The sequence below is a fragment of the Sulfitobacter sediminis genome (assembly GCF_040811725.1).
Taxonomy (GTDB): domain Bacteria; phylum Pseudomonadota; class Alphaproteobacteria; order Rhodobacterales; family Rhodobacteraceae; genus Sulfitobacter; species Sulfitobacter sediminis.
Window position 1 is genome coordinate 133507 of sequence record NZ_JBFNXX010000009.1, and the last position, 24830, is coordinate 158336.

Sequence of the window (24830 nt, forward strand, 5' to 3'; positions counted from 1 at the left end):
CTCAGGTCCTTTCCAGAATGAGGGCGACGCCCTGGCCCACGCCCACGCACATGGTGCAAAGGGCATAGCGGCCGCCGGTGCGTTTCAGCTGCAGGGCTGCGGTCATCACCAGCCGCGCGCCGGACATGCCCAGCGGGTGGCCGATGGCGATGGCACCGCCGTTGGCGTTCACATGCGGGGCGTCTTCGGCGATACCGAGGGCGCGCAGCGTGGCGATGCCCTGGCTCGCGAAGGCTTCGTTCAGTTCGACCACGTCCATCTGCTCGGCCTTGAGCCCGGTACGCGCCAGAACCTTCTGGCAAGCGGGGACCGGGCCAATACCCATGACGCGAGGTTCAACGCCAGCGGCATTCATGGCAACGATGCGGGCGATGGGTTCGAGCTTGTGGTCTTTCATCGCCTGCTCCGAGGCGATGAGCATCGCGGCCGCACCATCGTTCACACCCGATGCGTTGCCGGCAGTCACGGTCAGGTCGGGCCCATTGATCCCGCGCAACTTGGCAAGCTTGTCGAGTGTCGTATCAGGGCGCGCGTGTTCGTCGCGGTCCACGACGATCGGGTCACCCTTGCGCTGCGGGATCGTCACCGGCGCGATTTCCTCGGCAAAGACACCCGCCTTGTCGGCGGTGGCCCAGCGTTCCTGCGAGCGGAGCGCAAAGGCATCCTGATCCGCGCGGCTGACCTCGTAATCCTCGGCCACGTTATCGGCGGTCTGCGGCATGGAATCGATGCCGTATTGTTCCTTCATCTTCCTGTTGACGAAACGCCAGCCGATGGTGGTGTCATAAACCGCGTTGCCGCGCGAAAACGCCGTATCCGCCTTCGGCATCACGAAGGGCGCGCGGGTCATGCTTTCCACGCCGCCGGCGATGGCCAAGTCGATATCACCCGCGCGGATGGCGCGAGCGGCGGAACCAACAGCATCCATGCCCGAGGCGCACAGACGGTTGATCGTCGCACCCGGCACATCCACCGGCAGACCGGCCAGAAGCCCGGCCATGCGCGCGACATTGCGGTTGTCCTCACCGGCCTGATTGGCGCAGCCCATGATCACGTCGTCGACCCGCGACCAGTCCACATCGGGGCTACGGGCCATCAGCGCGGCAATGGGCACGGCGGCGAGATCGTCTGCTCTGACCTGTGCCAGGGCGCCACCATAGCGCCCGATGGGTGTCCGCTGCGCGTCGCAGATGAATGCTGTCATGAATCGCTCCCGTTTGAGCCTTGGTTTTACGGGAACGACAATGGTGAAACAAGATAAATGTTACGACTATCTTTGTGGCTGTGATTTTTCGTAACGCTTTAGCGGTGATCCGCCGGTTACCGATCCGCGCAGGCATCTCCAAGCGCGCGCACGGTGTCCATCCCCTCTACGGCAGACGGGCCCAATCGGCATCGAGGACACCGCCCTTTCGATCCGCCGGTTCGACACCGCGTGTCGTTGCTGCGCGGTGCGGACCACCTGCTTGATGTCGGCGACCGTGCTCTGGATCGTCCGGCAGACGGCGTGCAATCGCATGATCCGTTCCTCGTCTATCGGCGTGACACGCGCCTTTTCGGTGGCCGAGGCGAAGGCGTTGCTTAGGTTCTCAAGCTGCAGATCGGCGATCGAGGAGAAATACCTCACGTCCTCGAAAGCAATTTGGTCCTGCAGAAGCGGCGTATCATGGGACATCTTTATTGCTGTCACGATCACCCGGTCATGCCCCTCCGGGCTGCGGCTGTATTGCAGTATCTTGTCCCACTGCATCTCTTTTTGCTGGTTCGTGAAGAGAAAGGCGAAGCGGATCGTCTGATGGGTTGTCACGCAGCGCTGGTAGTGTTTCATCGTGTCTTCGGCCGCGGCGGCAATCTCGAGAGTCGAGCGGCCCAGCAGATCCTCGCGCGTATGACCGGCCAGTTCCTCCAACGCGCTGTTCATGCAGGTAATGCAGAATTCACTGTCCGGCGCACGGCGTTCGATCACGAACATCGGTACTGAAAATTGTTCCAGCAGCCTTTCCAGCTGCGCAATGGACAACGTATCAAGCATGTCAATTCCCTCTTCAATTCGGGAAGAGTAGGAACCAATGGTAAACAAAGTTTTTCCAGCGAAGATAAATTCGGGAATTGTTTGGTAAGCCCGCTTTTACAAACGTGGGGCGGCAGTCGGAGGGTGTGAATGTTTCTGAAGAACGCTTGGTACGTGGCGGCCTGGGGCCACGAGGTGACGCGCACGCTGCGGCAGGTTGTCGTGTTGGGCGAGAAGATCTGCCTCTTTCGCGCCCGCGACGGCGAGGTCATCGCGCTGGAAGATGCCTGCCCGCACCGCAAGCTGCCGCTCTCGCAGGGCCGGATCAAGGATGACACGGTCGAATGCGGTTACCATGGGCTGACCTTCGATTGTGCCGGGCGCTGTGTCTGGGCACCGGGCGGCGGGCGTATCCCGTCGGCGGCGCGCGTGCGGCCCTATCCGGTACACGAGAAATACGGGCTGGTCTGGATATGGATGGGCAACGCGGCGATTGCGGATGTCGATGATATCATCGACATCCCGAACTTCGGCGATCCGGGATGGGGGCTCAACACCGGTGACGCGATGGACCTGAAGTGCAACTACCTCTTCATGTGCGACAACCTGCTTGATCCCAGCCATGTCGCATGGGTCCACCAGAGCTCGTTCGGAACTTCTGCGACCAAGGACACACCCCTGCGCGTGACCCGGACGGACGAAGGCGTCATCGTGCATCGCTGGATGATGGATCACGAACCCGCACCCTTCTACAAAAAGATCGTGCCGTTCAGAGGCAATTGCGACCGGCTGCAGCATTACGAGGTCCGCTATCCCGGCCACGCCCTGATCCGGGCGATCTTCACTCCGGCAGGCACGGGTGGCCCTGACGGACCGCTGCATGACGATACCTTCATCATGGACAGCTACAACTTCATGACCCCGGTCAGCGACAGCGAAACGCGGTATTACTGGTTCCAGCTGCGCAACATCCGCCCCGAAGACGAAGAGCTGTCGCGCATGATGTCCGAGGACGTGCGCAAGGCCTTCGAGGAGGACCGCGCGGTGCTGGATCAGGTCCAGATCGGCATGTCCGAGAAGACCTCGCCCCATATTGATTTGAGCATCGACGCGGGCCCCCTACGTTTCCGCAGACAGCTTGAGGCGATGATCGCCGAGGAAGCCATGGTGGATGCGAAACTGAGCCAGTAGCGGGCGGCCAGAAAGGACGGGAAAAGATGGAACTTAACGCGGATTTCTCCAAGCGTGTTGTGGTGCATTCCGAACAGGAGCAATGGATCGCGTCCCCCATGCCGGGTGTCGACCGCCGGATGCTCGACCGGATCGGGGACGAGGTGGCGCGCGCGACAAGCATCGTGCGTTATGCCCCGGGGTCGCATTTCTCGGCTCACACCCATACGGGTGGAGAGGAATTCATCGTGCTGGACGGCGTGTTCCAGGATGAGCACGGCGACTATCCGGCGGGCACCTACGTGCGCAATCCGCCGACCACGTCGCATACGCCCGGGTCCGAGGAGGGCTGCACGATCTTCGTGAAGCTCTGGCAATTCGATCTCGATGACCGAACGCAGTTCTCGCTCGACATGGAGGAAGCGGCGCGTGACGGTCATGCGATCCTTCACGAGGATGCCCGGGAGACGGTCAGCTACCATCGGCTCGGTCCGGGAGAGACACTTGCCCAGCCCGCGAAGGGCGGGGCGGAATTGCTGGTGTTGTCGGGTGCCTTGACAGAGGGCGCTGACACCTTGGTCCGGGGAAGCTGGCTGCGGCTGCCGGAGGGCGCCGCTCTCGACGCGGTTGCGGGCCCGGAAGGTGCGAAGGTCTGGATGAAGACCGGGCATCTTCCGTTCGCGCAGCCACCCCAAGTTTGATGAACACCGATGTCCTGATCATCGGCGGCGGCCTTTCCGGCCTCGCGTCTGCCGAGGCACTGAGTGCGCAGGGGCGGCAGGTTCTGTTGCTGGAGGCGCGCGACCGTCTTGGCGGGCGGATCGAGACCAAGCGAGACGGTGACGCGTACTTTGACCTCGGTCCCGCGTGGTTCTGGCCCGGTCAGCCGCGTATGGCCAAGCTGGCTGCGCGTCTGGGACTTGGTGTTTTTGAGCAATACGCCGAAGGCGCGCTGACTTACGAGGACGAGAACGGGTCGGTGCAGCGCGGGCGCGGCTTTTCGTCCATGGAAGGATCGCTGCGCATCACGGGCGGCATGGGTGCGCTTGTCGAGGGGCTGAGCGGACGGATACCGCCGGACCTTGTCAGATTGGATTGCCCCGTTGCCGGGCTGGCAAAGCGCAAAGAAGGGATTGAAGCGGAGCTTGAAGACCGGACGCGGGTGAGTGCCCGGCGGGTGATACTTGCCTTACCTCCCCGGATTGCAAGTCATCTAACCTTCGATCCGTTCCTCCCGGTCCGGACGATCCGCCAGATGCAGGATGTTCCAACGTGGATGGCCGGACAGGCAAAGGTGCTTGCCACATATGACACGGCCTTCTGGCGCGATGCGGGCCTTTCCGGCGATGCGATGAGCAGACGGGGCCCGATGGTCGAGATCCACGATGCCTCGCCGGAGGGAAGCGGTCCCTTTGCCCTGTTCGGATTCATCGGGGTTCCGCCTTCCGCCCGGACGGATACCAACCGCCTTCAGGAGGTCGTGCTGGCCCAACTCGCCCGGTTGTACGGGCCGCAGGCCGCCCAACCGCGCAAGCTGCTGCTGCGGGACTGGGCCACTGAGCGTTACACCGCCACCCCCCTCGATCAAAGGCCGCTGATGGCGCATCCCAGCTATGGTTTGCCCGACGGGCTGCGCGATCTCTGGGACGGTCGGATCATCTTTGCGGGCACCGAGGTTGCCCCGCAATTCGGCGGCTACCTTGAAGGGGCTCTCGAAGCCGCCGAAGCGGCGGTTGCGCGGGTTCTTGCAACAGGCACGCCGCACGTCCGTCCAAAGCTTCCGTCTTTCGACTAAGCTGACGGCACTGGGTGTCGACACCTTATTGGGTCTGTTCATCGCCGCGAAGATGCAGCACCTTACCCCCGACTGCAGCCGCGCCCGCTGCCGCACCGAAACGAGGGGGGATGACATGACCGTGACACCGCTGGGGATCGACCCGAGCCTTTGTTTCATCGGTGGGAAGTGGGTGCCCGCCGCTCACTCCGACGGTATCGACCTGAAAAATCCATCGGACGGCGGTACGCTCTGCCAGATCGCCCGGGGCGATGCATCTGACATTGACCGCGCGGTCACCGCCGCGCAGGGGGCGCTTGACGGGGACTGGGGCAGGCTGCCCAACTTCGAACGCGGGCGCATCCTTGCCCGGATCGGAACGCTGGTGCTGGAGAATGTCGATGAACTGGCCCGGCTTGAGGCGATGGACGTGGGCAAGCCGCTGAAACAGGCACGCGCCGACGTCATCGCCCTGGCGCGGTACATGGAATTCTACGCCGGTGCCGCTGACAAGATTCACGGACAAACGATCCCCTATCTCGATGGCTATACCGTCTACACCCTGCGGGAGCCGCACGGGGTGACGGGGCATATCGTGCCCTGGAACTATCCCATGCAGATCATCGGGCGTTCGGTTGGTGCGGCACTTGCCATGGGGAACGCGGCGGTTTTGAAACCGGCCGAGGAGGCTTGCCTGACGGCGCTGGCCTTCGTGGAACTTGGCCGACGGGCCGGGCTGCCGCATGGTGCGCTGAACGTCGTTCCGGGCCTTGGAGCGGAGGCGGGTGCCGCCCTCTCCGCGCATCCCGGTGTGCATCACATTTCCTTCACCGGGTCCGTTGGCGTGGGCAAGCTGATCCAGGCGGCAGCGGCGCAGAACGTGGTGCCGGTCACGCTGGAGCTTGGCGGAAAATCCCCGCAACTGGTCTTTGAGGACGCGGATGTTGAGGCCGCGCTGCCGTTTCTTGTGAATGCCGGCATCCAGAACGCGGGGCAGACCTGCTCCGCTTCTTCCCGGATCCTCGTGCACCGATCCCGGTATGACGAAGTGCTCTCGGCCATGTCGGCCCGATATGCGGCCCTGCGCGCGGGACCTGCGCTCGACGATCTGGAGGTGGGGCCGCTCGTGTCGGACCGGCAACGCGAGATCGTCGAGGGTTTCATCGCCAAGGGCGCCGATCTGGAGGTCGCTGCACGGGGCGAGGTGGTCGCCGACGCGCCCGAGGGTGGCGCCTATGTTGCGCCCACGCTCTTTGCCGGGGTCGCGCCCGATCACGCGCTCGCACAAGATGAGATCTTTGGCCCGGTACAGGTGGTCATCCCCTTCGAGGATGAGGAAGAGGCCGTCGCCATCGCAAACGGCACCGATTATGGTCTCGTCGCCTCGGTCTGGACTCGCGATGGCGCGCGGCAGATGCGGCTGGCCAAGCGGTTGCGCGCGGGGCAGGTATTCCTGAACAATTACGGCGCGGGTGGCGGTGTAGAGCTGCCCTTCGGCGGCACCGGCCTTTCGGGTCACGGTCGCGAGAAAGGGTTCGAGGCGCTCTACGGCTTCTCGACGCTCAAAACCGTCGCGGCACTTCATGGATAGGAGGGGAACATGAGACTGGAAGGAAAGACAGCCATCGTCACAGGCGGTGCATCGGGGTTCGGCGCGGGGATCGCGCGCAAGTTCGTGGCCGAAGGCGCGCGGGTGCTGATTGCCGATCTGAACCTCGACATGGCGCAGGAGGTTGCCGCCGAGCTGGGTAAGGTTGCCGCGGTGGTGCAGACTAACGTGGCGCTGGGCGATGACGTGCAGGCGATGACCAACAAGGCGATGGAGCTCTACGGGCAGATCGACATCCTTGTGAACAACGCGGGCACCACGCATATGCCCGCACCGATGGAAGAGGTCAGCGAAGACGATTTCGACAAGGTCCTCGCCGTCAACGTCAAATCCGTCTACCTGACCGCGCGGGCCATCGTGCCCCTGATGAAAGCCCGCAAGTCCGGTTCGATTCTGAATATTTCATCCACGGCGGCGATCAGCCCCCGGCCGAGATTGAGCTGGTACAACGCCTCGAAAGGCTGGCTGAACACCGCGACGAAGGGCATGGCGGTGGAGCTTGCGCCTGCAGGTGTCCGGGTGAATGCGCTGAACCCCGTGGCGGGGGAGACCCCGCTTCTGAAGATGTTCATGGGAGAGGACACGCCGGAGATGCGGGCGAAGTTCCTGTCAACGATCCCCCTCGGCCGCTTCTCGACGCCCGAGGACATGGGGAATGCGGCCTGCTACCTTTGCTCGGACGAGGCCAGCATGGTGACAGGCGTTTGCATGGAGGTCGATGGCGGACGTTGTATCTGACGCCCGGGGTTGGTGATTGCCCGGGCCGGTTGGCGGTGGCACGTTCGACGCTCTACCAGGCATCCGGATATCGCTCCGAAGGGCGCGCTTCGCCTGCGCTGTTGAAGACCCGTGTCAATATTGCACGCGTCTCTGCCGGGTCGATGACGGCGTCGAATTCCAGCACGCTTGCCGCGTTCAGCGCCTTGCCGCGCTCGGCCATCTCGTCGACGAGCCGCCGGAACTCGGTGTTCCGGGCGTCTGCGTCGTCGATTGCGGCGAGGTGATCGCGGTAGCCCAGCCGCACCGCGCCCTCCAGCCCCATCGCGCCGATCTCCCCCGTCGGCCATGCGGCGCAGAAATTCGGGCGGTCAAAGCCGCCACCCGCCATGGCCATCGCCCCCAGACCGTAGCCCTTGCGCAGGATCACCGTCGCCATCGGCTGCCCGAAATGCGCACCAGCCAGGAACAGGCGCGAGACATGGGCAACCTGTCCGGTCGCCTCGACCTCCGGCCCCACCATGAAACCCGGCGTGTCACACAGGGTCAGCACCGGCAGACCCCAGGCATCGCAAAGCTGCAGGAACCGCGCGCCCTTGTCCGCCGCGGGCGCGTCGATGGCCCCGCCAAGGTGTAGCGGGTTGTTGGCCAAAAGGCCGACAGCGCGTCCCTCGATTCGCGCGAAACCGGTGATCATCCCGGTGCCAAAACCGCGGCGCAGTTCGAAGAAAGAGCCGGGATCGGTCAGCGCTCCGATGACATCGCGCATGTAATAGGCCCGGGTGCGGTCGGCGGGAATGACATGGCGGAGCGCGTGCGGATCGTTATCCTCCGCTGCGGATGGTTGCCGCAGCGCGAGCAGCTTCTTGGCGGCGGCCACCGCGTCGGCTTCATCCTCTGCCAGCAGGTCGATAAGGCCCGTCTTCATCTGCACCTCCGACGGCCCGATCTCGGTCGGTTTGACGACACCCAGCCCCCCGCCTTCGATCATCGCGGGGCCGCCCATGCCAATCCAGCTGTCGTTGGTCGCGATCCGCACGTCGCAGACCCCGAAAAGTGCCGCATTCCCCGCAAAGCAGTAGCCCGCCGCGATACCGATCTTGGGGCCCCGGTGCGCGGCAAAATGCCGGAAAGACGTGATATTGAGCCCCGCCGCCACCAGATGCGCGACGTCGTAGTCGTTCGGCCGCCCTCCCCCGCCCTCGGCAAAGAGCACGATGGGAAGGCCGTCGCGCCCCGCGACGTCGATCAGCCGGTCCATCTTCTTATGATGGAAATGGCCCTGCGTTCCGGCAAGCACCGTGTAATCCACCGCCATCGCTGCCACCGGGCGACCGCCAACTGTGCCGGTGCCGCAGATGATCCCGTCCGCTGGCGTCTGACGTTCCAACGCCTCCGCATCCCTGCGAGACCTCTGGGCGGCGACCGCAAGCGCGCCGTACTCCACGAAAGTGTCGGCATCGAAGAGATCGGATATATTCTCGCGAGCGCTGCGCATGCGCTTGCCATGACGTCTTGCGATGGCCTCGGGCCGGGCAGCGTCCTGCAACAGTGCCATGCGCGCCACGAAAGCGTCGAACTCGCTGCGCACCTCTGTCTGTTCCGTTGTTTCGGTCGCTGCCACCTCAGCAGGTTCAAGGGTGACCAGCGGTTCTCCTCCCCGAAGTTCGGTGCCGACGCTCACATGCACCTCGCGTATCACGCCGCTTTCGGGTGCGCGCAATTCGTGGCGCATCTTCATGAGTTCGGTGACCAAGAGCACCGTGCCCGCCCGTACTTCGTCGCCCGCGCTCGCGTGAACCTCAGCCACCATCGCGGCGCTTTCCGCGACAAGCGTTCTCACTCCAGCAGCCTTTCGGCGCGGGCAAGGTCCTGCGGGGTCGTGATCTTGAAATTCTCGGTGCTGCCTTCCACGACGCGCACGGACATTCCGGCCGCGCGGGCAATCTCGACGTCATCCGCCGCATCGCCGGTATTGGCAAGATGCGCCTGAAGGAGCGGGCCAAAATGAAATCCTTGTGGCGTCTGCGCGCGCCAGAGACCCGTTCGGGATACCGGCTCGGACGCCATTCCGTCCTCCACCCGCCAAAGCGCGTCCACGACCGGCAAGGCGGCAAAGGCGGCTTTGCTCCTTTCCAGTGCTTTCAGAACATCGCCGATTATCCTTTCGGTCACTAAAGGGCGCGCGGCGTCGTGGACAAGCACACAGTCGGGTGGATCATCCGCCATCGCCTGAAGGCCCTTGCGAACGGAGTCCGAGCGTGTCGCGCCGCCGGTCACGGCAGGCAGCAGGCGGGGATCGTCCAGCCCCGCCATCGCCTCTGCAAAGAGCGCGCGGTCATCGGCGTGGATCACCGGCTGGACAAGATGGATCGCTTCCATCCCAAGGAACCGCTCGACCGAGCGGCGAAAGGCGCAGATACCGCGCAACGGCACGTATTGCTTTGGGATCTCCCCGCCGAAACGGGTGCCGCGTCCGGCGGCGACGATCAGGGCGGCGTTGGGTGCTTGGCTCATGGGTGCAGATTACACGGGCCAGCCCTGCCGTCGAGAGGTCAGGACAAGACCGCCGTGCCCTCGATCTCGATCAGGAACTCAGGCATCGCCAGCGCCTGCACACCGATCCAGGTGTTGGGCGCGGGCATGGCCTCGCCCTAAAAGGCCATCATCTCGCCCGCGACGGGACCGATCTTGTCCGGGGAATGGTTCACCACATAGGTGCGGATGCGCACAAGGTCCGCAGGCGTCGCCCGATGGCTCGCCAGGACCTCCCTCAGGTTCGCGAGGCACTGCCGCGCCTGTGCGGCCAGATCATCGCCGCCGACCAAGTTGCGGTCCTTGTCCCAGGCCACCTGCCCCGCAAGGTGCAGCATCCGGCCCCCTTGGGATATGCTCGCGTGGGAAAAGCCGAATTCGAGGCTGTTGTACATCGTATCGGGGTTGACGCGTTCGGCAGGCATGGGTGTCTCCTTGATGCGTGGCGGGTCAGACGAAACTCCGCACCGTCTTGATGGCCCCGTCAAGCGCCTTGCCCTCGGGGTCCTGCAAGGCTGCCTCGCGCAGCCGCTTCATCCATTCCGCCGCGTCGTCCCGGCCTTTCAGAAGCGCCGCCGCCCCCATCACGGTGCCGAACTTCGTCAGCCCCCGCGCGTGGGTGTCGGAGTAGCCCTTGATCAGGCGGCGGTTCTTCAGCAACTCCACGGCCAGCGCGTAGTCGTCCTCCAGCACCGCAAGGCTATCTCTGAGCCATGCCTCCAGATGCGCGACCTCAACTTCATGCCGCCGCGTTTTCAGGCGGTAGACCTTCAGCCCGCCCAGAAAATGCAGCATCACGAAGGACCGTAGCGTATGGGTGCGCAGCCGCCTTCCCTTGTTGAATCGCTTGTTCAGCCACGCCATGCGCCCCGGCGACGCCTCCCAGCGTGCCCCCATCCTGGCGGGCATCATGCTGGCGATCTCCTCCGCGCGGGGGTGAAAAAACTCGGTCAGTTCGACAAGGTTGGAATCCTTTGCCCCCATCTCGTCGTGGATGCGGGCAAAGCGGGAGCGGCGGGTTTTCAGGTCGGCCACGCGAATGATGTCATCATAGGCCATGGCATTGGCGATGTATTTCGCCGCCACCGCACTCAGTTCCCAGTTCTTGTCGGCGCTGTCGCGCGCGATGACATCGTCCAAGCGATTCAGGTAGGTGGTGCCATAAGCGCAGTCCTGAAAATCGACGACCTTCATCAGCCCCGCCTGCGCGATCCATTGCACCGGGTCGGGCAAAGCCTGCGCCCGGTCAACCAGCGCCTGCCACTTTTGCATTTCTTTCGCAGGACCGACCAGCTTCAGCGGAGGCTCTTCCGCCTCCGGTTCAGACACTGCTTCTCTGTTCTGCGCGGCATCGAACCCCGCCGCAAACGCTCGCAGCGACGCCTCAACCCCCTTACCACTGGCCCGGATCGCATCCTCGAAAGCCTCGCGCGGGAAGGGCAGCGCGCCCGACCCCGCCAGCGCCCCGAAGAGGCTCGACGAAATCACTGACCCCTGCTCAACCGCCAGCCGGTCCATATCCGCGAGGATCAGTTGCGACGACGCGATCTCCGCCGCCGCGCGGACTTCCTCGGCATTGGCGATGCCGTCCCCCGGCACCGTCTTCTCCGACACCGCCAACTGCCGGTGCGTGGACCCAATCAGCACCGTCCGATCCGGCGTCACGAAGCCCCGCATCACCGCGCGGCCTACCTCCATCATCTCGGCGGCGATCAGAATATCCACGTCGCCCCCCGCCGGAGCCAGCGCGAACACCGGCTGCTGATCCGAAGCGGGCGTCATCTCGATATAATAGATCGTCGCCCCCGTGCGCTGCGCGACGCCCGCCACGCTCGTCGCCTGACAGGCATAGCCCTGCGACCGGGCCAGCGACTCGATCCAGTTGGTCAGTACACCACCGCCCTGGCCGCCCACGGCCATGATCGCCAGCTTGATGATCTGTTCGACTCGCGCATCCGGCGTCTTGTGCTGCAAGGGCATGTTCATGTCAGCGCCCCCATCGGCGGTTGCGGCGCTGCCTTGGCCCCGCTGGGCGCTGCAGGTGCGGTACCACTCAGCCGCAGCCGCTTACCGTCGCGCCGCTTTTGCAGCCAGCCGATGATGCGGTTGCGCAGCCCCGCGCGCCAGCTTTCAAATCCGCCGGGGTTATGCACCACGTCCGCGCGATAGAACGACGGGCAAAGCACAGCGGCATCCGCCACCTCGCCGCAATTGCCGCAGCCGACGCAGGTCTGGTCGATGCTCGCCACCGGATCGTCCCGCAACGGATCGTCGAGTTTCTTCAGGGACAGCGACGGACAGCCCGACAGCCGGATACAGGCGTGATCCCCGGTGCAGATGTTCTCGTCTACCCCAAAGCGCGGCACATCCACGCGGCGGCCGTCCTTGATCGCCTTGTTCCTAAGCGGCTTTTCCCGCCGCTGCTTGTTCAGCATGCATTCGGAGGAGGCGACGATCACCTTCGGCCCCCTAAAATCAGTGGTCAGCGCCTCGCGCAGCGTGTCGCGTACCTTGCCCACGTCATAGGTCCGGTCGATTGTGCGGACCCATTCCACGCCCATGCCTTTCAGCGCCTTCTCGATAGGGTTGTTGGTGGCCTTGGTCTCGTTCTTGGCCCGGCTCGACATGATGTCCTGCCCGCCGGTGGCCGCCGAATAGTAGTTGTCGACGATCATCACTACGTTGTCGGACTTGTTGAACACCATGTTCCCGATGGAACTGGAAAGCCCGTTGTGCCAGAACCCTCCATCCCCAAGAATGGAGATCGCGCGCCGTTCTCCTCCGCCATCGAAGGCCGCGTTCGCGGCAGGTCCCAATCCGTACCCCATGGTCGCCCCGCCAATCTCGAATGGGGGCAGTGAGCCAAAGAGGTGGCAGCCGATATCGCCGGTGATCTGGCTCTTCCCCAACTCTTGCTCAACCAGCTTCATCCCCGCAAAGATCGGCCGCTCCGGACAGCCCGTGCAAAACCCCGGCGGCCTTATTGGCACCGTCTTCGACAGATCAGGTATCGCCGGCGCTTCCTTGTTCGGCGCGCGCACCTGCCCCGGCAGCATGTCGGGAGCGGCTTTTTTCAGAAACGCCGTCACCCCGTCCAGCATCACCTGCCCCGTGTACTCCCCCGCCATGGGCAGCACATCCTTGCCGTAAAGTTTCAGCTTGGCCCCGGCCTTGTAAAGGAAGTTGCCCAGCATCTGTTCGATATGCTCGGGCTGTCCCTCTTCAACGACCAGCACATGATCCTTACCCTTGCAGAAATCCGCGAACTCCGACGCGACAATCGGGTAGGTCACGTTCAAGCAGTAAATCGGCACCTCGGTATTGCCAAAGACATCCGCCAGCCCCAGCCGCTGCAAAGCCCGGATGACGCCGTTATACATCCCGCCCTGCGTGACGATCCCGATCTTCGCGTCCTTCGGCCCGAAAACCTCGTTCAGCCCGTTCTCGACGATGAACTTCTCGGCATTGGGCCAGCGGTTCTTGATCTTGTCCTGCTCGTGTACGTAGCTCATCGGCGGCAAGACCACGCGGTTGAAATCGGACTGCGGGTTGGCGATGGCCTCCTTCACCGTCAGCGGCGGCGACACGTTGTCCTTGGTCGCAAAACTCCCCGTGACGTGACACGAGCGGATGCGCACCATCAGCATCACGGGCGTATTCGACGCCTCCGACAGCTCGAACCCGTCCTTCACCGCCTTCGTGATCGACGGCAGGTTCGGGCGCGGGTCCAGCATCCAGAACTGCGACTTCATCGCAAAACCGTGCGAGCGTTCCTGCATGATCGAGGAGCCCTCGCCGTAGTCCTCGCCCACGATGATCAGCGCGCCACCGTTCACGCCGCTTGAGCATAGGTTCGCCAAGGCATCCGAGGCTACGTTCACCCCGACCGGCCCCTTGAAAGTCACCGCCCCCCGAATGGGATAATGCACCGAGGCCGCCAGCATCGCTGCCGCCGCAGCCTCGGAGGCATTCGCCTCGAACCGCACGCCCAGCTCACCCATCAACTCCTCGGCATCCGCCAGCACGTCCATCAGGTGCGATATCGGCGCGCCCTGGTAGCCGCCCACATAGCCGACACCGTTCTCAAGCAGCGCCTTGGTGATCGCGAGAATACCTTCGCCGGTAAAGACATCGCCGTCCCCCTTGCGAAGGTGCTCCACTTCCGCCTTGAATGACCGCTCAGCCATCTGGTCCCCTCAGAAATCGTGTTTGCGGATATTGCGCAGCATCGTCTGCAAGGTCCCGACGAAGGCGCGTTTTTCCGCCTCGTCGATCCCCTTGAACATCGCCTCGTAGGCCGCCGCCATATGCGGCCAGAGCCGGTCATAGGCCTCGCGCCCCGCGTCGGTGATAAACACCCGTGTCGCCCGGCTGTCCTGCTCATCCGTCTCGCGACGGATCAGCCCGTTCTGGTCCAGCGTATCAAGCGCGCGGCTCAACGTGCTCTGCTGGACCACCGCATAAACCGCCAGTTCGCGGATCAGGATCCCGTCGATCACGCTCAGCACGGCAAGCGACCGCATCTGTGGCGTCGTCAGCCCCAGGTCCGCCATCTCGGACGCGAGCGCTGCGTTATACCGGCCCATGATCCGGTTCATCAGGTAGGGCGCGAAATTGTCGAGCCCCAGCTCCCCCAGACGCTGCGCGGCGCCGGTCATTTTCTCCGGCCGGTTCATGCGCCCAGTGCCTTTGCCACGTTCAGCCCCGATCCGCCGCCAAGGCCCGGACCGGGATGGGTCGAGGCCCCGATATGATAGAGGTTCTTGATCGGCGTGCCGTTGTTGATCTGCGTCGCATAGGGACGCCAGACAAAGAACTGATCGAGCGTGCAGGCCCCGCCGTAGGGATCGCCGCCCACAAGATTGATGTTCATCGACTGAAGGTCCGCTGGCGAATAGGCGCGGCGCTTGAGTTTGATCTTGTCCCAGTTGCGGATGTGCTTCGACAGGATCGCTTCGATCCGGTCGGCAAAAGCCTCGCGAACGGTTTCCGTCCACTCCGCCCCCGTCTCAATTTCCCCTGCCGCATCGCCCTTGATCACGCGCGGCGCATCGGGGATTTGCAGCCAGAGAATGCCCTTGCCCTCCGGACAGCGCGAGGGGTCAAGCCGGTGCGGCTGACCCACACAGATCGTGGGCGTCTCCGGCAGCATGCCCCTTTCCGCCTCGTTGCAGGACTTCGACACGCTGTCGATCCCGTCCGCGAGGTGGATCAGCGCCACATCTTCAAGGCCATCGGCCTCCCAATCTGGCTGACCGTCCAGTGCGAAATGAAGCTGGAAGTTGCCCCGCCCATGGCGGAACTTCTTCACCGGCTCCTCCAGCTTCTCGTTCTTCAGCAACTCACCATAAAGCTGCCCCGGCGCGGTGCTGGCGATGATATTCTTGGCGAAGATTTGCTCGCCGTCCGCCGTCTCGACCCCAATGGCCTTGCCCCGCTTGGTCAGTACCTTCGTCGCCTCGACCCCTGTGCGCACCACACCGCCATTCGCTTCGATCAGCGACCGGAAGGCGGCTGCCGCCTGCCCGGCCCCGCCCTTGATCACCGGTGCACCCGCCGCTTCCAAAGCAAAGGCAATCACCCGCGCCATCTGCCCGCCATAGGTCGCCTCAGGCGTCAGCCCGACGTGCAGCACCCAGGGCGCATAAAGCGCCTGAATACCGGCACTGTCGTAGCGGGTCTCAAGCCAGCCGCGCGCGGGCTCCATGGCGTTGCCGAAGAACACCTTCATCTCGGCCATGCCCTTCTTCCACGCCTGTTTTCCCAGAAGCTTGACCATGTTCTTCGAAAAGAGCTGTTCCCCCAGCAGGGTGAACATGAACTCCGCGTCCTGTTCCACGCTCATCACATCGCGCCTGTGCTGCTCGCCGTCACCCTTGGCCAGCCTGTTGAACGCAGCGACATTGGCGTCCCTGTCCGTGTGCAATACCACCGCCTCGCCATTCGGGCGCAGCACGGCGGTGGGCGCGGAAGTGTGACAGAACTCCAGCCCGTGCTTCGCCAGATCCTCGCCCAAAGCCCCGTGCGCCGGTCCAGTCAGGAACAGCACAAAGGTCGCCGCCATCACGTCGTGATGAAACCCCGGCTCCGTGATCTCGGCCGTGTACATACATCCGCCGATCCGGTCCTCCCGTTCGATCACCAGCACGCTGTCACCCTTCCGCGACAGCATGGCAGCGGCCACCAACGCATTGATGCCCGAGCCGATGATCAGGTGATCGAAGGACGCCACGCCCGCTTAGCCCTTGGGAACAAGCGCCAGCGCGCGAATGGGCGAACCCGTGCCGTTCTTGATCTTCAGCGGCGCCGCGATCAGGATCGCGCCCTTGGCCGGCAGCTTGTCGAGATTGGCAAGCGACGCGAGACCAAAGCAGTTGTCCCGGTGCAGCAGATTGTGCGCCGGATAGGGCGGCTCCATCCCGCCCGCCTGCCCTGCGTCGGTACCGATGCATTGCGTGCCCCAGCCGACGATCTTTTTGCTCAGCAGGTACTCGATGCAATCGGGCGTCGGTCCGGGGCTGTGGGGGCCGGTTTCATCGGCGTTCAGGAACTTCGCCTCGTCATTCACGCGTTTGTCCCAGTCGGTGCGCATGACAACCCATTCGCCCGCACCGATCTCGCCATGCTGGCTTTCCCATTCCTGCACGCCCTTGGCGGTCAGCAGGAAATCCTCGTCCTCCTGCGCCTGCTCGGAGCAGTCGATCACGTTCACCGGTGCCACAAGCCGCTGCACATCAAGGCTGTCGGTATAACCGTCGGGATAATCCTTGCCCGTGATCCAGTGGTGCGGCGCGTCGAAATGCGTGCCCGAATGCTCGCCCAGCACCATCCAGTTCCAGGCAAAGAACGGGCCGTCGCTGTCGTATTCGGAGATCTTGTGGATCTCGACCTTGGGCGTGTTCTTGGCGAAATCGGGCGGCAGTTGCAGGATCGGCGTCTCCGGTCCCAGCACCCCGGAACAGTCCACCACTTCCACACCGCCCGAGGCCAGCATCGACCCCAGCTTGCTGACAACATCCGCTGCGCTCATTTATTCATCTCCCTGATTGCCACGGATTCCCCCCGCGGTTGTATTGATGAATCAATGCTAGACAGAATTACATGCGTTTGCAATTATCTTATCCGGGGAGACATGCGGTATCATGACAACCAATCCAGACGCGTTGATCATCGGGGCGGGGCACAATTCGCTTGCCTGCGCCTGCCATCTGGCGGCGCGTGGCTGGAAGGTCGCGATCTACGAACAGGCGGCTGAACCGGGCGGCGCGGTCAAGACCGGCGAATACACGCTTCCGGGTTTCCGGCACGACTGGGCCGCTATGAACCTGTCGCTCTTCGCAGGCTCCGCCTTCCATGAAACACATGCGGCTGAGCTGGCCAAACACGGCCTCACCTTCGCCCCCACCGGCAACCCTTTCGCAAGCGTTTTCCCCGATGGCCGCTGGCTCGGCATCTCCAACGATCCCGCGATCACAACCGCCCGCATCCGCGGCTTTTCCGAAGCCGACGCCGCTGCATGGACCGAGCTGACGCGCAACTTCCCCACCGACGTCGAACCGATTCTCGGCGCCCTCGGGACGGCGATGAATTTACGTGCAATTTCATCTTTAGGCTGGAAACTCTGGCGCAAGCAGGGCGGCGGCGCCACGCTCGACCTGATGCGCTTTCTGATGATGTCCCCGCGCGCCTGGCTCGACCAGACCTTCGAGAGCGGTCACGTCAAGGCCACCCTCGCCGCCTGGGGCATGCACCTCGATTTCGCGCCCGATGTGGCGGGCGGCGCGGTCTTCCCGTACCTCGAAGCGATGGCCGGGCAAGCCTTTGGCATGGTGCTGGGCGCGGGCGGCGCGGACACGATGACCAAGGCCATGATCAAGATGATAGAAAGCCGCGGCGGTGCCGTCCACTGCAACCAGACCGTGACTGGCATCAAACAGGCAGCGGGCCGCGCTTTCGGCATCATCCTCAAGGACGGCACGGTCGTCGAAGCCGAGAAAGCCGTCATCGCCAATGTCTCACCCGCCGCCCTAACCAAGCTCACCGGCGGCACCAGCAACCGCCGCTACGACAGCGCGCTGAAGAAATACCAGTACGCCCCCGGCACCATGATGATCCATCTGGCGATGGACGCCCTGCCCGACTGGTCCGCCCCCGAGCTCAAGCGCTTTGCCTACGTCCACCTCGCCCCCTCGCTCGACCAGATGGCGCGCACCTATGCGCAGGCCAAGGGCGGCATGCTGCCCGATGAGCCGGTGATCGTCTGCGGACAGCCCACCGTGGTTGACCCATCCCGCGCGCCCGAGGGCAAACACGTGCTCTGGCTGCAAGTCCGCATGGCCCCCGGCACAATCAAGGGCGACGCCAAGGGCGAGATCACCGCGACCGACTGGGAAGACGCGGCCGGGCCCTTCGCCAACCGCGCCCTCGACATTCTGGAACGCTACGCCCCCGGCACCCGTGACAAAATCCTCGGCCGGTACATCGTGACGCCCGCGATGCTCGAGGCCGACAACCCGAACCTCGTCGGCGGCGATCAGGTCTGCGGCAGCCACCATCTGCACCAGCATTTCGCAAACCGCCCCGTCCGGGGCTATGCCGATGGGACGACTCCCATCAAGAACCTCTACCACACGGGTGCGGCCGTCTGGCCCGGTGGCGGCACCGGCGCGGGGCCCGGCACCCTGCTGGCCAAGAAACTTGTCGGAAACTGAAAATAACAGAGACTAAACAGGGAGAATTCACATGAAACTCAGCAGAAGAAGCCTTCTGAAAACCTCCGCCGCAGCGGCGACTTTCGCCGCCGTCGGCCTGCCCAGCTTTGCACAGGCCATCGACGAGCTGGTCATCGCCTACAACGTCAACCTGCCCAGCTGGGACCCAACCGTCGGCCCTTCTGCGGTGAACCCGACGATCCAGGGATTTTACCAGTCGGTCTTTGACCTCTATATCCCGCAGAACACCGACCTCAGCTTCGGCTCCGGCATCATCACCGACTACGGCTGGTCGGACGATAACAAGGCGATCTGGATGGACGTTCGCGAAGGCGTCACATGGCACAACGGCGATCCGCTGACCGCCGAAGATGTCGCCTGGTCGCTGGAACGCGCGGGCAAGGCCGAGACAGGCAATCCGATCCAGTTCATCTGGGGCAAGGTCACCAACATAAAGGCCGAGGGCAACCGCGTGACGGCGGACATGCCGGAATTTGAGCCCACGTTCTTCAAGTGGATGTCGTTCCTGACCGGCTACGTCCTGCCCAAGAAGTACTACGAGGAAGTGGGCGCCGAAGGGTTTGAGGCCGCACCCGTCGGCTCCGGCCCCTACAAGGTCGAACGCTTCGAGCGCAACGCCTTTGTCCGCCTTGTGGCGAACGAGGACTACTGGGGCGGCGCGCCCGCCTTCAAGACGGTGACGATCAAGTTCGTGACCGACGCGGCCTCTCGCGTGGCAGAGGTGGAATCGGGCAATTCCCACGTCACCCTCGAAATCCCCTACGAGGAATTCGACCGGCTCAAGGCAAAGGACGGTCTTGCCGGCGTTGCAACGCCAATCTCCGACATCGGCATGATCTTCCTCAACGATATCGAGGTGATGACCGACCCCAACGTGCGCAAAGCCGCCGCCCATGCCATCGATAAGCCGCTGATCATCGAACGGCTGCTCTCGGGCTATGGCGTGCCGATCGATACGCTGCAAACGCCCGACTACATCGCCTACGACGATACCATCAAGGTCGAGTACAACCCCGACAAGGCCAAAGAGCTGCTCGCCGCATCGGGCTACGGCCCCGACAACCCCGTGAAGTTCAAGATCCAGACCACTCGCGGCTTCAAACCCAAGGATTACGAGATGGTTCAGGCCATCGTGGGTCTGTGGCGCCGGGTGGGCATCGAGGCCGAGATCGAGGTCTACGAAATCGCCAAGCATTACGAGCTGCGCGCGGCGGATACGTTGGCACCTGCGGCCTTCTACAACTGGGGCAACTCGGTGGGCGATCCGACAACCTCCACCGGTTTCGCCATGTTCGGCCCCTCGCCGCATTCGGTCTGGGACGGTGAGGATACGTTCAACGCCATCCTCCCGCTCTGGGGCGAGGCGGACGAGGCCAAGCGCATCGCGGGATGGAAAGAAGTGGACCGGCGCATCGCCGAGAACGCCGAAGTGATCCCGCTGCTGCAATACGTCCAGCCCATCGTGCATGATGCGCGGGTAAACGTGGTGCCGCACCGCTCCGGCGCGCTGCTGCCGCACCTGATGACGCGGGCGTAACAGGATTCTTCCTGAACTGGCGGGGCTGCCTTCGCGCGGCCCCGTCCTTTTGAGCGATTCTGCATGACCCTTTTGCGTAACATCCTGATCCGGCTGGTCACGACGCTGGTGACGCTTTTCGGCGTGGCCGTCATTGTCTTTGTCGTGATCCGCGTCGTTCCCGGCAACCCCATCGCCATGATGCTGCCCCCCGGTGCCACGGACGCGGATATCGCGCGGCTCGAAGCGCAGTACGGGTTTGACAAGTCGATCTTTCAGCAATTCGTGATCTGGCTTGGCGGTGTAATGCAGGGCGATTTCGGCACCTCCATCTCCCTGCGCCAACCCGTATCGCAATTGGTTCTTGGCCGCCTGCCCGCCACGCTGGAGTTGTCGATCATGGCGCTGGTGATCGCTGTGATCATCGGCGGCGCAATGGCACTGGCAGGCACGCGATACCGCGACACCAAGACCGAAGGCGCGGTGGACGTCACAGCCGGCATGGCACTGTCGATCCCCGATTTCCTCTGGGGTCTGGTGTTAATCTTACTTTTCGGGGTGCTCTGGCCGGTATTTCACATCTCCGGGCGCATCTCCCCTTCCCTGAACATCGACTTTTCCACGAATTTCTATCTGTTCGAAGCGCTCCTCCGCCTGCGCTTCGACGTCGTGGCCGATCTGCTGGCCCATATGTTCATGCCCGCGCTGGCCCTCGCGATCCCGCTGGCGGCGATCATCGCGCAGCTGCTGAAGCAGAGCCTGAAAGAGACGATGCACCTCGACTACGTCACCCTCGCCCGCACCAAAGGCTACGGCGAGAACCACGTGATCACCCGCGAGGCGCTGCCGAATGCGATTCTGCCGACGCTGACGCTGGTGGGCGTGCAGTTCACCTTCCTCATTGGCGGCACGGTGATCATCGAGCGGCTGTTTTCCTACGAGGGGCTGGGGAACATGGCGATCGACGCTGTAATCAACCGCGACCTGCCGCTGATCCAGGGCATCGTGATCCTCTTTGCGCTTTTGTTCACCCTCGTGAACCTTGCCGTCGACATGCTCTATGTCGTGTTAAACCCGAGGCTGCGCCATGCGTGACGCGCGCGGAGAGGTCAGGCGCCCCATCGGGCTGCGGCTGTGGCTGTCCGGGGGCTGGCTGGCGTTGCTGGTGTTGGCGGCCGTCTTTGCCCCGCTGATCGCCCCCAAGGACCCGCTGATGCAGGACCTGTTCCTGGGCCGCATGCCGCCCTTCTGGATGGATGGGGCAGAGCCGGGCTATTGGCTTGGCACTGACTCACTGGGCCGCGACGTGCTCTCGCGCATTCTCTACGGCGCGCGGCTGGCACTGATCGTGGCGCTGGTGGCAGGCACGATCACCTGCCTGATCGGCGCGACGCTGGGGTTGATGGCGGGCTACTACCGTGGCTGGACGGACCGGGTGATCTCGCGCTTCGTGGACATCTGGATGGCCTTTCCGCCCGTGCTCTTTGCGATCCTGCTCATCGCCGTTCTGGGGCCGGGGCTCATGTCGATCATCATCGCCATCGTCATCATCGACTGGACCCGTTTCGCCCGCGTGATCCGGGCCGAGGCGATGACGCAGGGGGCGATGGATTACGTCGCCTCCGCACAGGTGGCAGGGCGTACGCGATTCGGGACGATGCTCACGGAAATCCTGCCCAACGTGCTGCCCACCATCGTCGCGCTGCTGACGCTGGAGATGGGGATCGCGGTGATCGTCGAGGCGATCCTGAGCTTCGTGAACCTCTCCATTTCAACGGATAGTCCCACGTGGGGCGGCATGATCGCCGAGGGGCGGACATCGGTGCATCAGGCGTGGTGGGTGCTTGTCTTTCCGCTGATCACGCTGTTCCTGACGGTACTCAGCTTCTCGCAACTAGGCGAAGGGTTGAAGGACCGCTTCGATCCGGTGCTGCGATGAGGAGTTATCTTGAGGTCCGCAACCTGAATGTCCGGGTGAAAAACGGTCCGGTGATCCTGCGCAACGTGTCGCTCAACGTGGCGGCGGGGCAGGTGCACGGCCTGGTGGGGGAAAGCGGTGCGGGCAAGTCGATGATCGGCAAGGCGGTGCTCGGCACCCTGCCCCGCGCTTTGAAGGTTACTTCGGGGGAAATCTGGCTTGACGGCAAAGACCTTCAAGCCCTGCCGCCCGCACAGCGTCGCAAGCGCATCGGTGCCTCCGCTGCGCTGATCCCGCAGGACCCGCTGACAGCACTCAACCCTTCCAAACGGATCGGGCCGCAGATCACCCGGCGGCTGGTCGATATTCTGAATTGGAGCAAGGCCGACGCCCAAGCACGCGCGCTCGAGTTGCTGGCCGAAGTGCATATTCCCGACCCCGCACGCGTGATGAAGAGCTATCCCCATGAACTCTCCGGCGGCATGCGCCAGCGCATCCTGATCGCATCGGCCTTTGCAGCTGAGCCCAAGCTCATCATCGCGGACGAACCCACCACGGCGCTCGACGTGACCGTCCAAAAGCAAATCCTGCGCCTGATCAACGAAATGCAGATGCGCCACGGCACGGCGCTTCTCTTCGTCACCCACGACCTCGGCGTCGTCTCCAAGGTCTGCGACACCCTGTCGGTGCTCTATGCCGGCAAGGTGGTCGAGGAAGCACGGATGCACCGCTTTTTCATGCGGCCCATCCACCCCTATTCCCGCGCGCTGTTGGCGGCCACACCGACCTACACGGACCCCACCGGCAGCCTGACGCCAGTGCCGGAGACGGTGATCGACGCCGTCGAGGAAGAGGTCCGCCTGCACGACGTGAGGGCGGGCGCATGATGTACGAGGTGCGTGACCTGCGGCTAAGCTTCCCAGACATGGCCCACAAGCCCCTGCTGGGCGCGCCCCCCCGGATCGAGGTGCTGAAGGGGCTCAGCTTTGACGTGCCGAAGGGTGCCGTACTGGGGATCGTCGGCGGCTCGGGCTCCGGCAAATCGACGCTGGGCCGCGCCATGCTGCGGCTCATCGAGCCCGACAGCGGGACGATCCGGTTCGATGGCACCGACATCACGCATCTGGGCGAAGACGCGCTCAGGGGCATGCGCCAGCGCTTTCAGATGATTTTTCAGGACCCGATGTCCTCGCTCAATCCGCGCCGCAGGGTCGGCGGGATCATCGCGGGGCCCTTGAAGCTGCATGGAATGGACAATGTCCCGGCGCGCGTGGACGAGGCGCTCGACATGGTGGGCCTGTCCCGCAGTTTCGCCGCCCGCTTCCCGCACGAGCTTTCGGGCGGGCAGCGCCAGCGTGTGGGCATCGCCCGCGCCATCGCCCTGCGGCCTGACTTTATCCTTGCGGACGAGATCGTTTCCGGCCTCGATGTTTCCTCTCAGGCGCAGGTGCTTAACCTGTTGGGCGAGTTGGTGCGCGAGCTTGGCCTCACGCTCGCTTTCATCAGCCACGACCTCTCGGTGATCCGGCGGCTCTGCAACTGGGTGCTTGTGCTATACCACGGTGAGATCGTGGAAGAGGCTGAGACGGCGACGCTTTTCGATACGCCGAAAGCGGCCTATACGCGCGAATTGTTGAACGCGATCCCCCTGCCGGACCCCTATCAGGTCTGGCGATAAGCAAATGCGCCTGGCGTGAACCCGGCAAGTGAAAGACATGACTGACGAAGATCCCGCCTACTTCCTCTACCATTCGATCGGTCTCTATCCGGGCAAGGCCCGCGAGATGGCCGCAGCCCTGGCGGAGTTTTCGGAAGCATGGGGTGCGATCGATGATGCCCAATGGCCAAAGGTGTTGGCCGCGCGGGCAAGGTTCCTTGAGCTCTGGCGCGTCTTGATCGACGCGCCCGAGGGTTCGCTGACCTCGGCCGAGAACGTGACGACGGCGCTGTTCTCCGTACTGGGCGGCCTGCCGCCGACGTATTTGCGCGGCAAGAAGGTGTTGATCGCTGCGGATTGCTTTCCGTCCCTGCATTTCCTGCTGAACGGGATGCAGGAAAGACTGGGATACAGGCTTGAGACGGTGCCGGTGCGGCAGGGTGATTTTTGGGTGAGGGACGAGGACATGATTGCCGCCTGGGATGAAAGCGTCGGGCTGGCGTTGCTGACTTTGGTCACCTCCACCTCGTCCCACCGCTGCGACATCGATGCGCTGCTGGCGCATGGGCGCGCGATGGGCTCGGTGGTCGGTGTGGACCTGACACAGGGCATCGGGATCATCCCGTTCTCGGTCGAAAAGACGCCGGTGGATTTCGTGGTCTCCACGACGCTGAAATGGCTGTGCGGCACGCCGGGGGCCGGGATTGTCCAGATGCGACCCGATCTAATCGGAGAGGTACGGCCCGAACTGCGCGGCTGGTTCTCGCAGGACGATCCGTTCCAGTGGGATCTGGACGGCTTCGACTACGCGCCCGATGCCCGCCGGTTCGAACATGGAACCCCTTCGGTGCTGGCCTGCGTAGGGTCCGTTCCCGCCTTGGAATGGCACGCACGGCAGGAGGGTTTGCTGGCGCAGAACCGAGCGCTGACGGTGGCGGTGATCGACGGCGCGCGGGAACTGGGCCTAACACTCGCGACGCCAGTGGACGAGGCGCGGCGGGGCGGATCGGTCATGCTGCAACTGCCCGCTGAGGCCGACCCGGCGGCCATAGTGAACGGTCTGCGGGACAGGCGGGTACATGTGGACGCGCGGGGCAGGGTGCTGCGCGTGTCGCCCGGGGCAGTGACGGAGTTGCGCCACGTGGAGCGGTTGTTTGAGGGTCTTCGCGCGATGCTGTGAAGGCGCGGAAG

Annotated in this window: 22 protein-coding genes; 12 read left to right on the top strand and 10 right to left on the bottom strand. The window is 63.8% G+C overall.

Annotation, left to right across the window (positions count from 1 at the left end; all coding sequences use genetic code 11):
- Position 1: 1 nt before the first annotated feature.
- Entirely contained in the window at positions 2 to 1204 is a 1203-nt protein-coding gene (gene pcaF / locus AB2B41_RS13415; RefSeq protein WP_367878306.1) for a 3-oxoadipyl-CoA thiolase, read from the bottom strand.
- A 66-nt stretch (positions 1205 to 1270) separates the two neighbouring features.
- Positions 1271 to 2032: a PAS domain S-box protein gene (locus AB2B41_RS13420; RefSeq protein WP_367878307.1), complete on the bottom strand. Its 762-nt coding sequence runs from the start codon at positions 2030 to 2032 to the stop codon at positions 1271 to 1273.
- A gap of 129 nt (positions 2033 to 2161) precedes the next feature.
- On the opposite strand from AB2B41_RS13420, the gene AB2B41_RS13425 reads away from it, so the two are divergent.
- From AB2B41_RS13425 to AB2B41_RS13445, 5 genes are all read left to right on the top strand, one after another.
- Positions 2162 to 3202, top strand: coding sequence for an aromatic ring-hydroxylating dioxygenase subunit alpha (locus AB2B41_RS13425; protein WP_367878308.1), 1041 nt, complete (start codon positions 2162 to 2164; stop codon positions 3200 to 3202).
- A 26-nt stretch (positions 3203 to 3228) separates the two neighbouring features.
- Positions 3229 to 3882 carry a cupin domain-containing protein gene (locus tag AB2B41_RS13430; protein WP_367878309.1) on the top strand — a complete coding sequence of 218 codons (654 nt, stop codon included), beginning with the start codon at positions 3229 to 3231 and terminating at the stop codon, positions 3880 to 3882.
- The gene (locus AB2B41_RS13435; protein ID WP_367878310.1) at positions 3882 to 4976 is read left to right on the top strand and encodes a flavin monoamine oxidase family protein; all 1095 of its coding nucleotides are present in this window, start codon (positions 3882 to 3884) and stop codon (positions 4974 to 4976) included. The genes AB2B41_RS13430 and AB2B41_RS13435 overlap by 1 nt, the downstream gene beginning before the upstream one ends.
- Before the next feature lie 115 nt (positions 4977 to 5091).
- Positions 5092 to 6546, top strand: a complete 1455-nt coding sequence (locus AB2B41_RS13440) for an aldehyde dehydrogenase family protein (RefSeq protein WP_367878311.1) — start codon at positions 5092 to 5094, stop codon at positions 6544 to 6546.
- A 9-nt stretch (positions 6547 to 6555) separates the two neighbouring features.
- On the top strand, positions 6556 to 7302 hold the full coding sequence (locus AB2B41_RS13445) for an SDR family oxidoreductase (RefSeq protein WP_367878312.1): 747 nt from the start codon (positions 6556 to 6558) through the stop codon (positions 7300 to 7302).
- Between the two features lie 52 nt (positions 7303 to 7354).
- Here the strand turns inward: AB2B41_RS13445 and AB2B41_RS13450 are convergent, their stop codons facing one another.
- The 8 genes from AB2B41_RS13450 to AB2B41_RS13485 all read right to left on the bottom strand — a co-directional run bounded on the left by AB2B41_RS13450 (position 7355) and on the right by AB2B41_RS13485 (position 16846).
- Positions 7355 to 9124, bottom strand: a complete 1770-nt coding sequence (locus AB2B41_RS13450) for a carboxyl transferase domain-containing protein (protein WP_367878313.1) — start codon at positions 9122 to 9124, stop codon at positions 7355 to 7357.
- Positions 9121 to 9798 carry a 2-C-methyl-D-erythritol 4-phosphate cytidylyltransferase gene (gene ispD, locus AB2B41_RS13455; protein WP_367878314.1) on the bottom strand — a complete coding sequence of 226 codons (678 nt, stop codon included), beginning with the start codon at positions 9796 to 9798 and terminating at the stop codon, positions 9121 to 9123. The genes AB2B41_RS13450 and ispD overlap by 4 nt, the downstream gene beginning before the upstream one ends.
- A 137-nt stretch (positions 9799 to 9935) precedes the next feature.
- The gene (locus AB2B41_RS13460; protein ID WP_367878315.1) at positions 9936 to 10241 is read right to left on the bottom strand and encodes a RidA family protein; all 306 of its coding nucleotides are present in this window, start codon (positions 10239 to 10241) and stop codon (positions 9936 to 9938) included.
- 25 nt (positions 10242 to 10266) lie between these two features.
- Positions 10267 to 11802 (bottom strand): indolepyruvate oxidoreductase subunit beta family protein, encoded by a 1536-nt coding sequence (locus tag AB2B41_RS13465; RefSeq protein WP_367878316.1) that lies wholly within the window; start codon positions 11800 to 11802, stop codon positions 10267 to 10269.
- Positions 11799 to 14003: a thiamine pyrophosphate-dependent enzyme gene (locus tag AB2B41_RS13470; RefSeq protein ID WP_367878317.1), complete on the bottom strand. Its 2205-nt coding sequence runs from the start codon at positions 14001 to 14003 to the stop codon at positions 11799 to 11801. Before AB2B41_RS13470 ends, AB2B41_RS13465 begins: the two co-directional genes overlap by 4 nt.
- Positions 14004 to 14012: 9 nt before the next feature.
- Entirely contained in the window at positions 14013 to 14492 is a 480-nt protein-coding gene (locus tag AB2B41_RS13475; protein ID WP_367878318.1) for a MarR family winged helix-turn-helix transcriptional regulator, read from the bottom strand.
- Complete coding sequence (locus AB2B41_RS13480) at positions 14489 to 16048, bottom strand: phytoene desaturase family protein (protein ID WP_367878319.1); 1560 nt, start codon at positions 16046 to 16048, stop codon at positions 14489 to 14491. Before AB2B41_RS13480 ends, AB2B41_RS13475 begins: the two co-directional genes overlap by 4 nt.
- Positions 16049 to 16054: 6 nt before the next feature.
- Positions 16055 to 16846 (bottom strand): cyclase family protein, encoded by a 792-nt coding sequence (locus AB2B41_RS13485; protein WP_367878320.1) that lies wholly within the window; start codon positions 16844 to 16846, stop codon positions 16055 to 16057.
- Between the two features lie 112 nt (positions 16847 to 16958).
- On the opposite strand from AB2B41_RS13485, the gene AB2B41_RS13490 reads away from it, so the two are divergent.
- The 7 genes from AB2B41_RS13490 to AB2B41_RS13520 all read left to right on the top strand — a co-directional run bounded on the left by AB2B41_RS13490 (position 16959) and on the right by AB2B41_RS13520 (position 24819).
- The gene (locus tag AB2B41_RS13490) at positions 16959 to 18527 is read left to right on the top strand and encodes a phytoene desaturase family protein (protein ID WP_367878321.1); all 1569 of its coding nucleotides are present in this window, start codon (positions 16959 to 16961) and stop codon (positions 18525 to 18527) included.
- A 31-nt stretch (positions 18528 to 18558) separates the two neighbouring features.
- Positions 18559 to 20085 (top strand): ABC transporter substrate-binding protein, encoded by a 1527-nt coding sequence (locus tag AB2B41_RS13495; protein WP_367878322.1) that lies wholly within the window; start codon positions 18559 to 18561, stop codon positions 20083 to 20085.
- A 63-nt stretch (positions 20086 to 20148) separates the two neighbouring features.
- Positions 20149 to 21159 (top strand): ABC transporter permease, encoded by a 1011-nt coding sequence (locus AB2B41_RS13500; protein ID WP_367878323.1) that lies wholly within the window; start codon positions 20149 to 20151, stop codon positions 21157 to 21159.
- Complete coding sequence (locus tag AB2B41_RS13505; protein WP_367878324.1) at positions 21152 to 22003, top strand: ABC transporter permease; 852 nt, start codon at positions 21152 to 21154, stop codon at positions 22001 to 22003. The genes AB2B41_RS13500 and AB2B41_RS13505 overlap by 8 nt, the downstream gene beginning before the upstream one ends.
- Positions 22000 to 22869 carry an ABC transporter ATP-binding protein gene (locus AB2B41_RS13510; RefSeq protein WP_367878325.1) on the top strand — a complete coding sequence of 290 codons (870 nt, stop codon included), beginning with the start codon at positions 22000 to 22002 and terminating at the stop codon, positions 22867 to 22869. Before AB2B41_RS13505 ends, AB2B41_RS13510 begins: the two co-directional genes overlap by 4 nt.
- On the top strand, positions 22866 to 23660 hold the full coding sequence (locus AB2B41_RS13515; protein WP_367878326.1) for an ATP-binding cassette domain-containing protein: 795 nt from the start codon (positions 22866 to 22868) through the stop codon (positions 23658 to 23660). The genes AB2B41_RS13510 and AB2B41_RS13515 overlap by 4 nt, the downstream gene beginning before the upstream one ends.
- A 37-nt stretch (positions 23661 to 23697) precedes the next feature.
- Positions 23698 to 24819 (top strand): aminotransferase class V-fold PLP-dependent enzyme, encoded by a 1122-nt coding sequence (locus AB2B41_RS13520; protein WP_367878327.1) that lies wholly within the window; start codon positions 23698 to 23700, stop codon positions 24817 to 24819.
- The last annotated feature ends 11 nt before the right edge of the window (positions 24820 to 24830 follow it).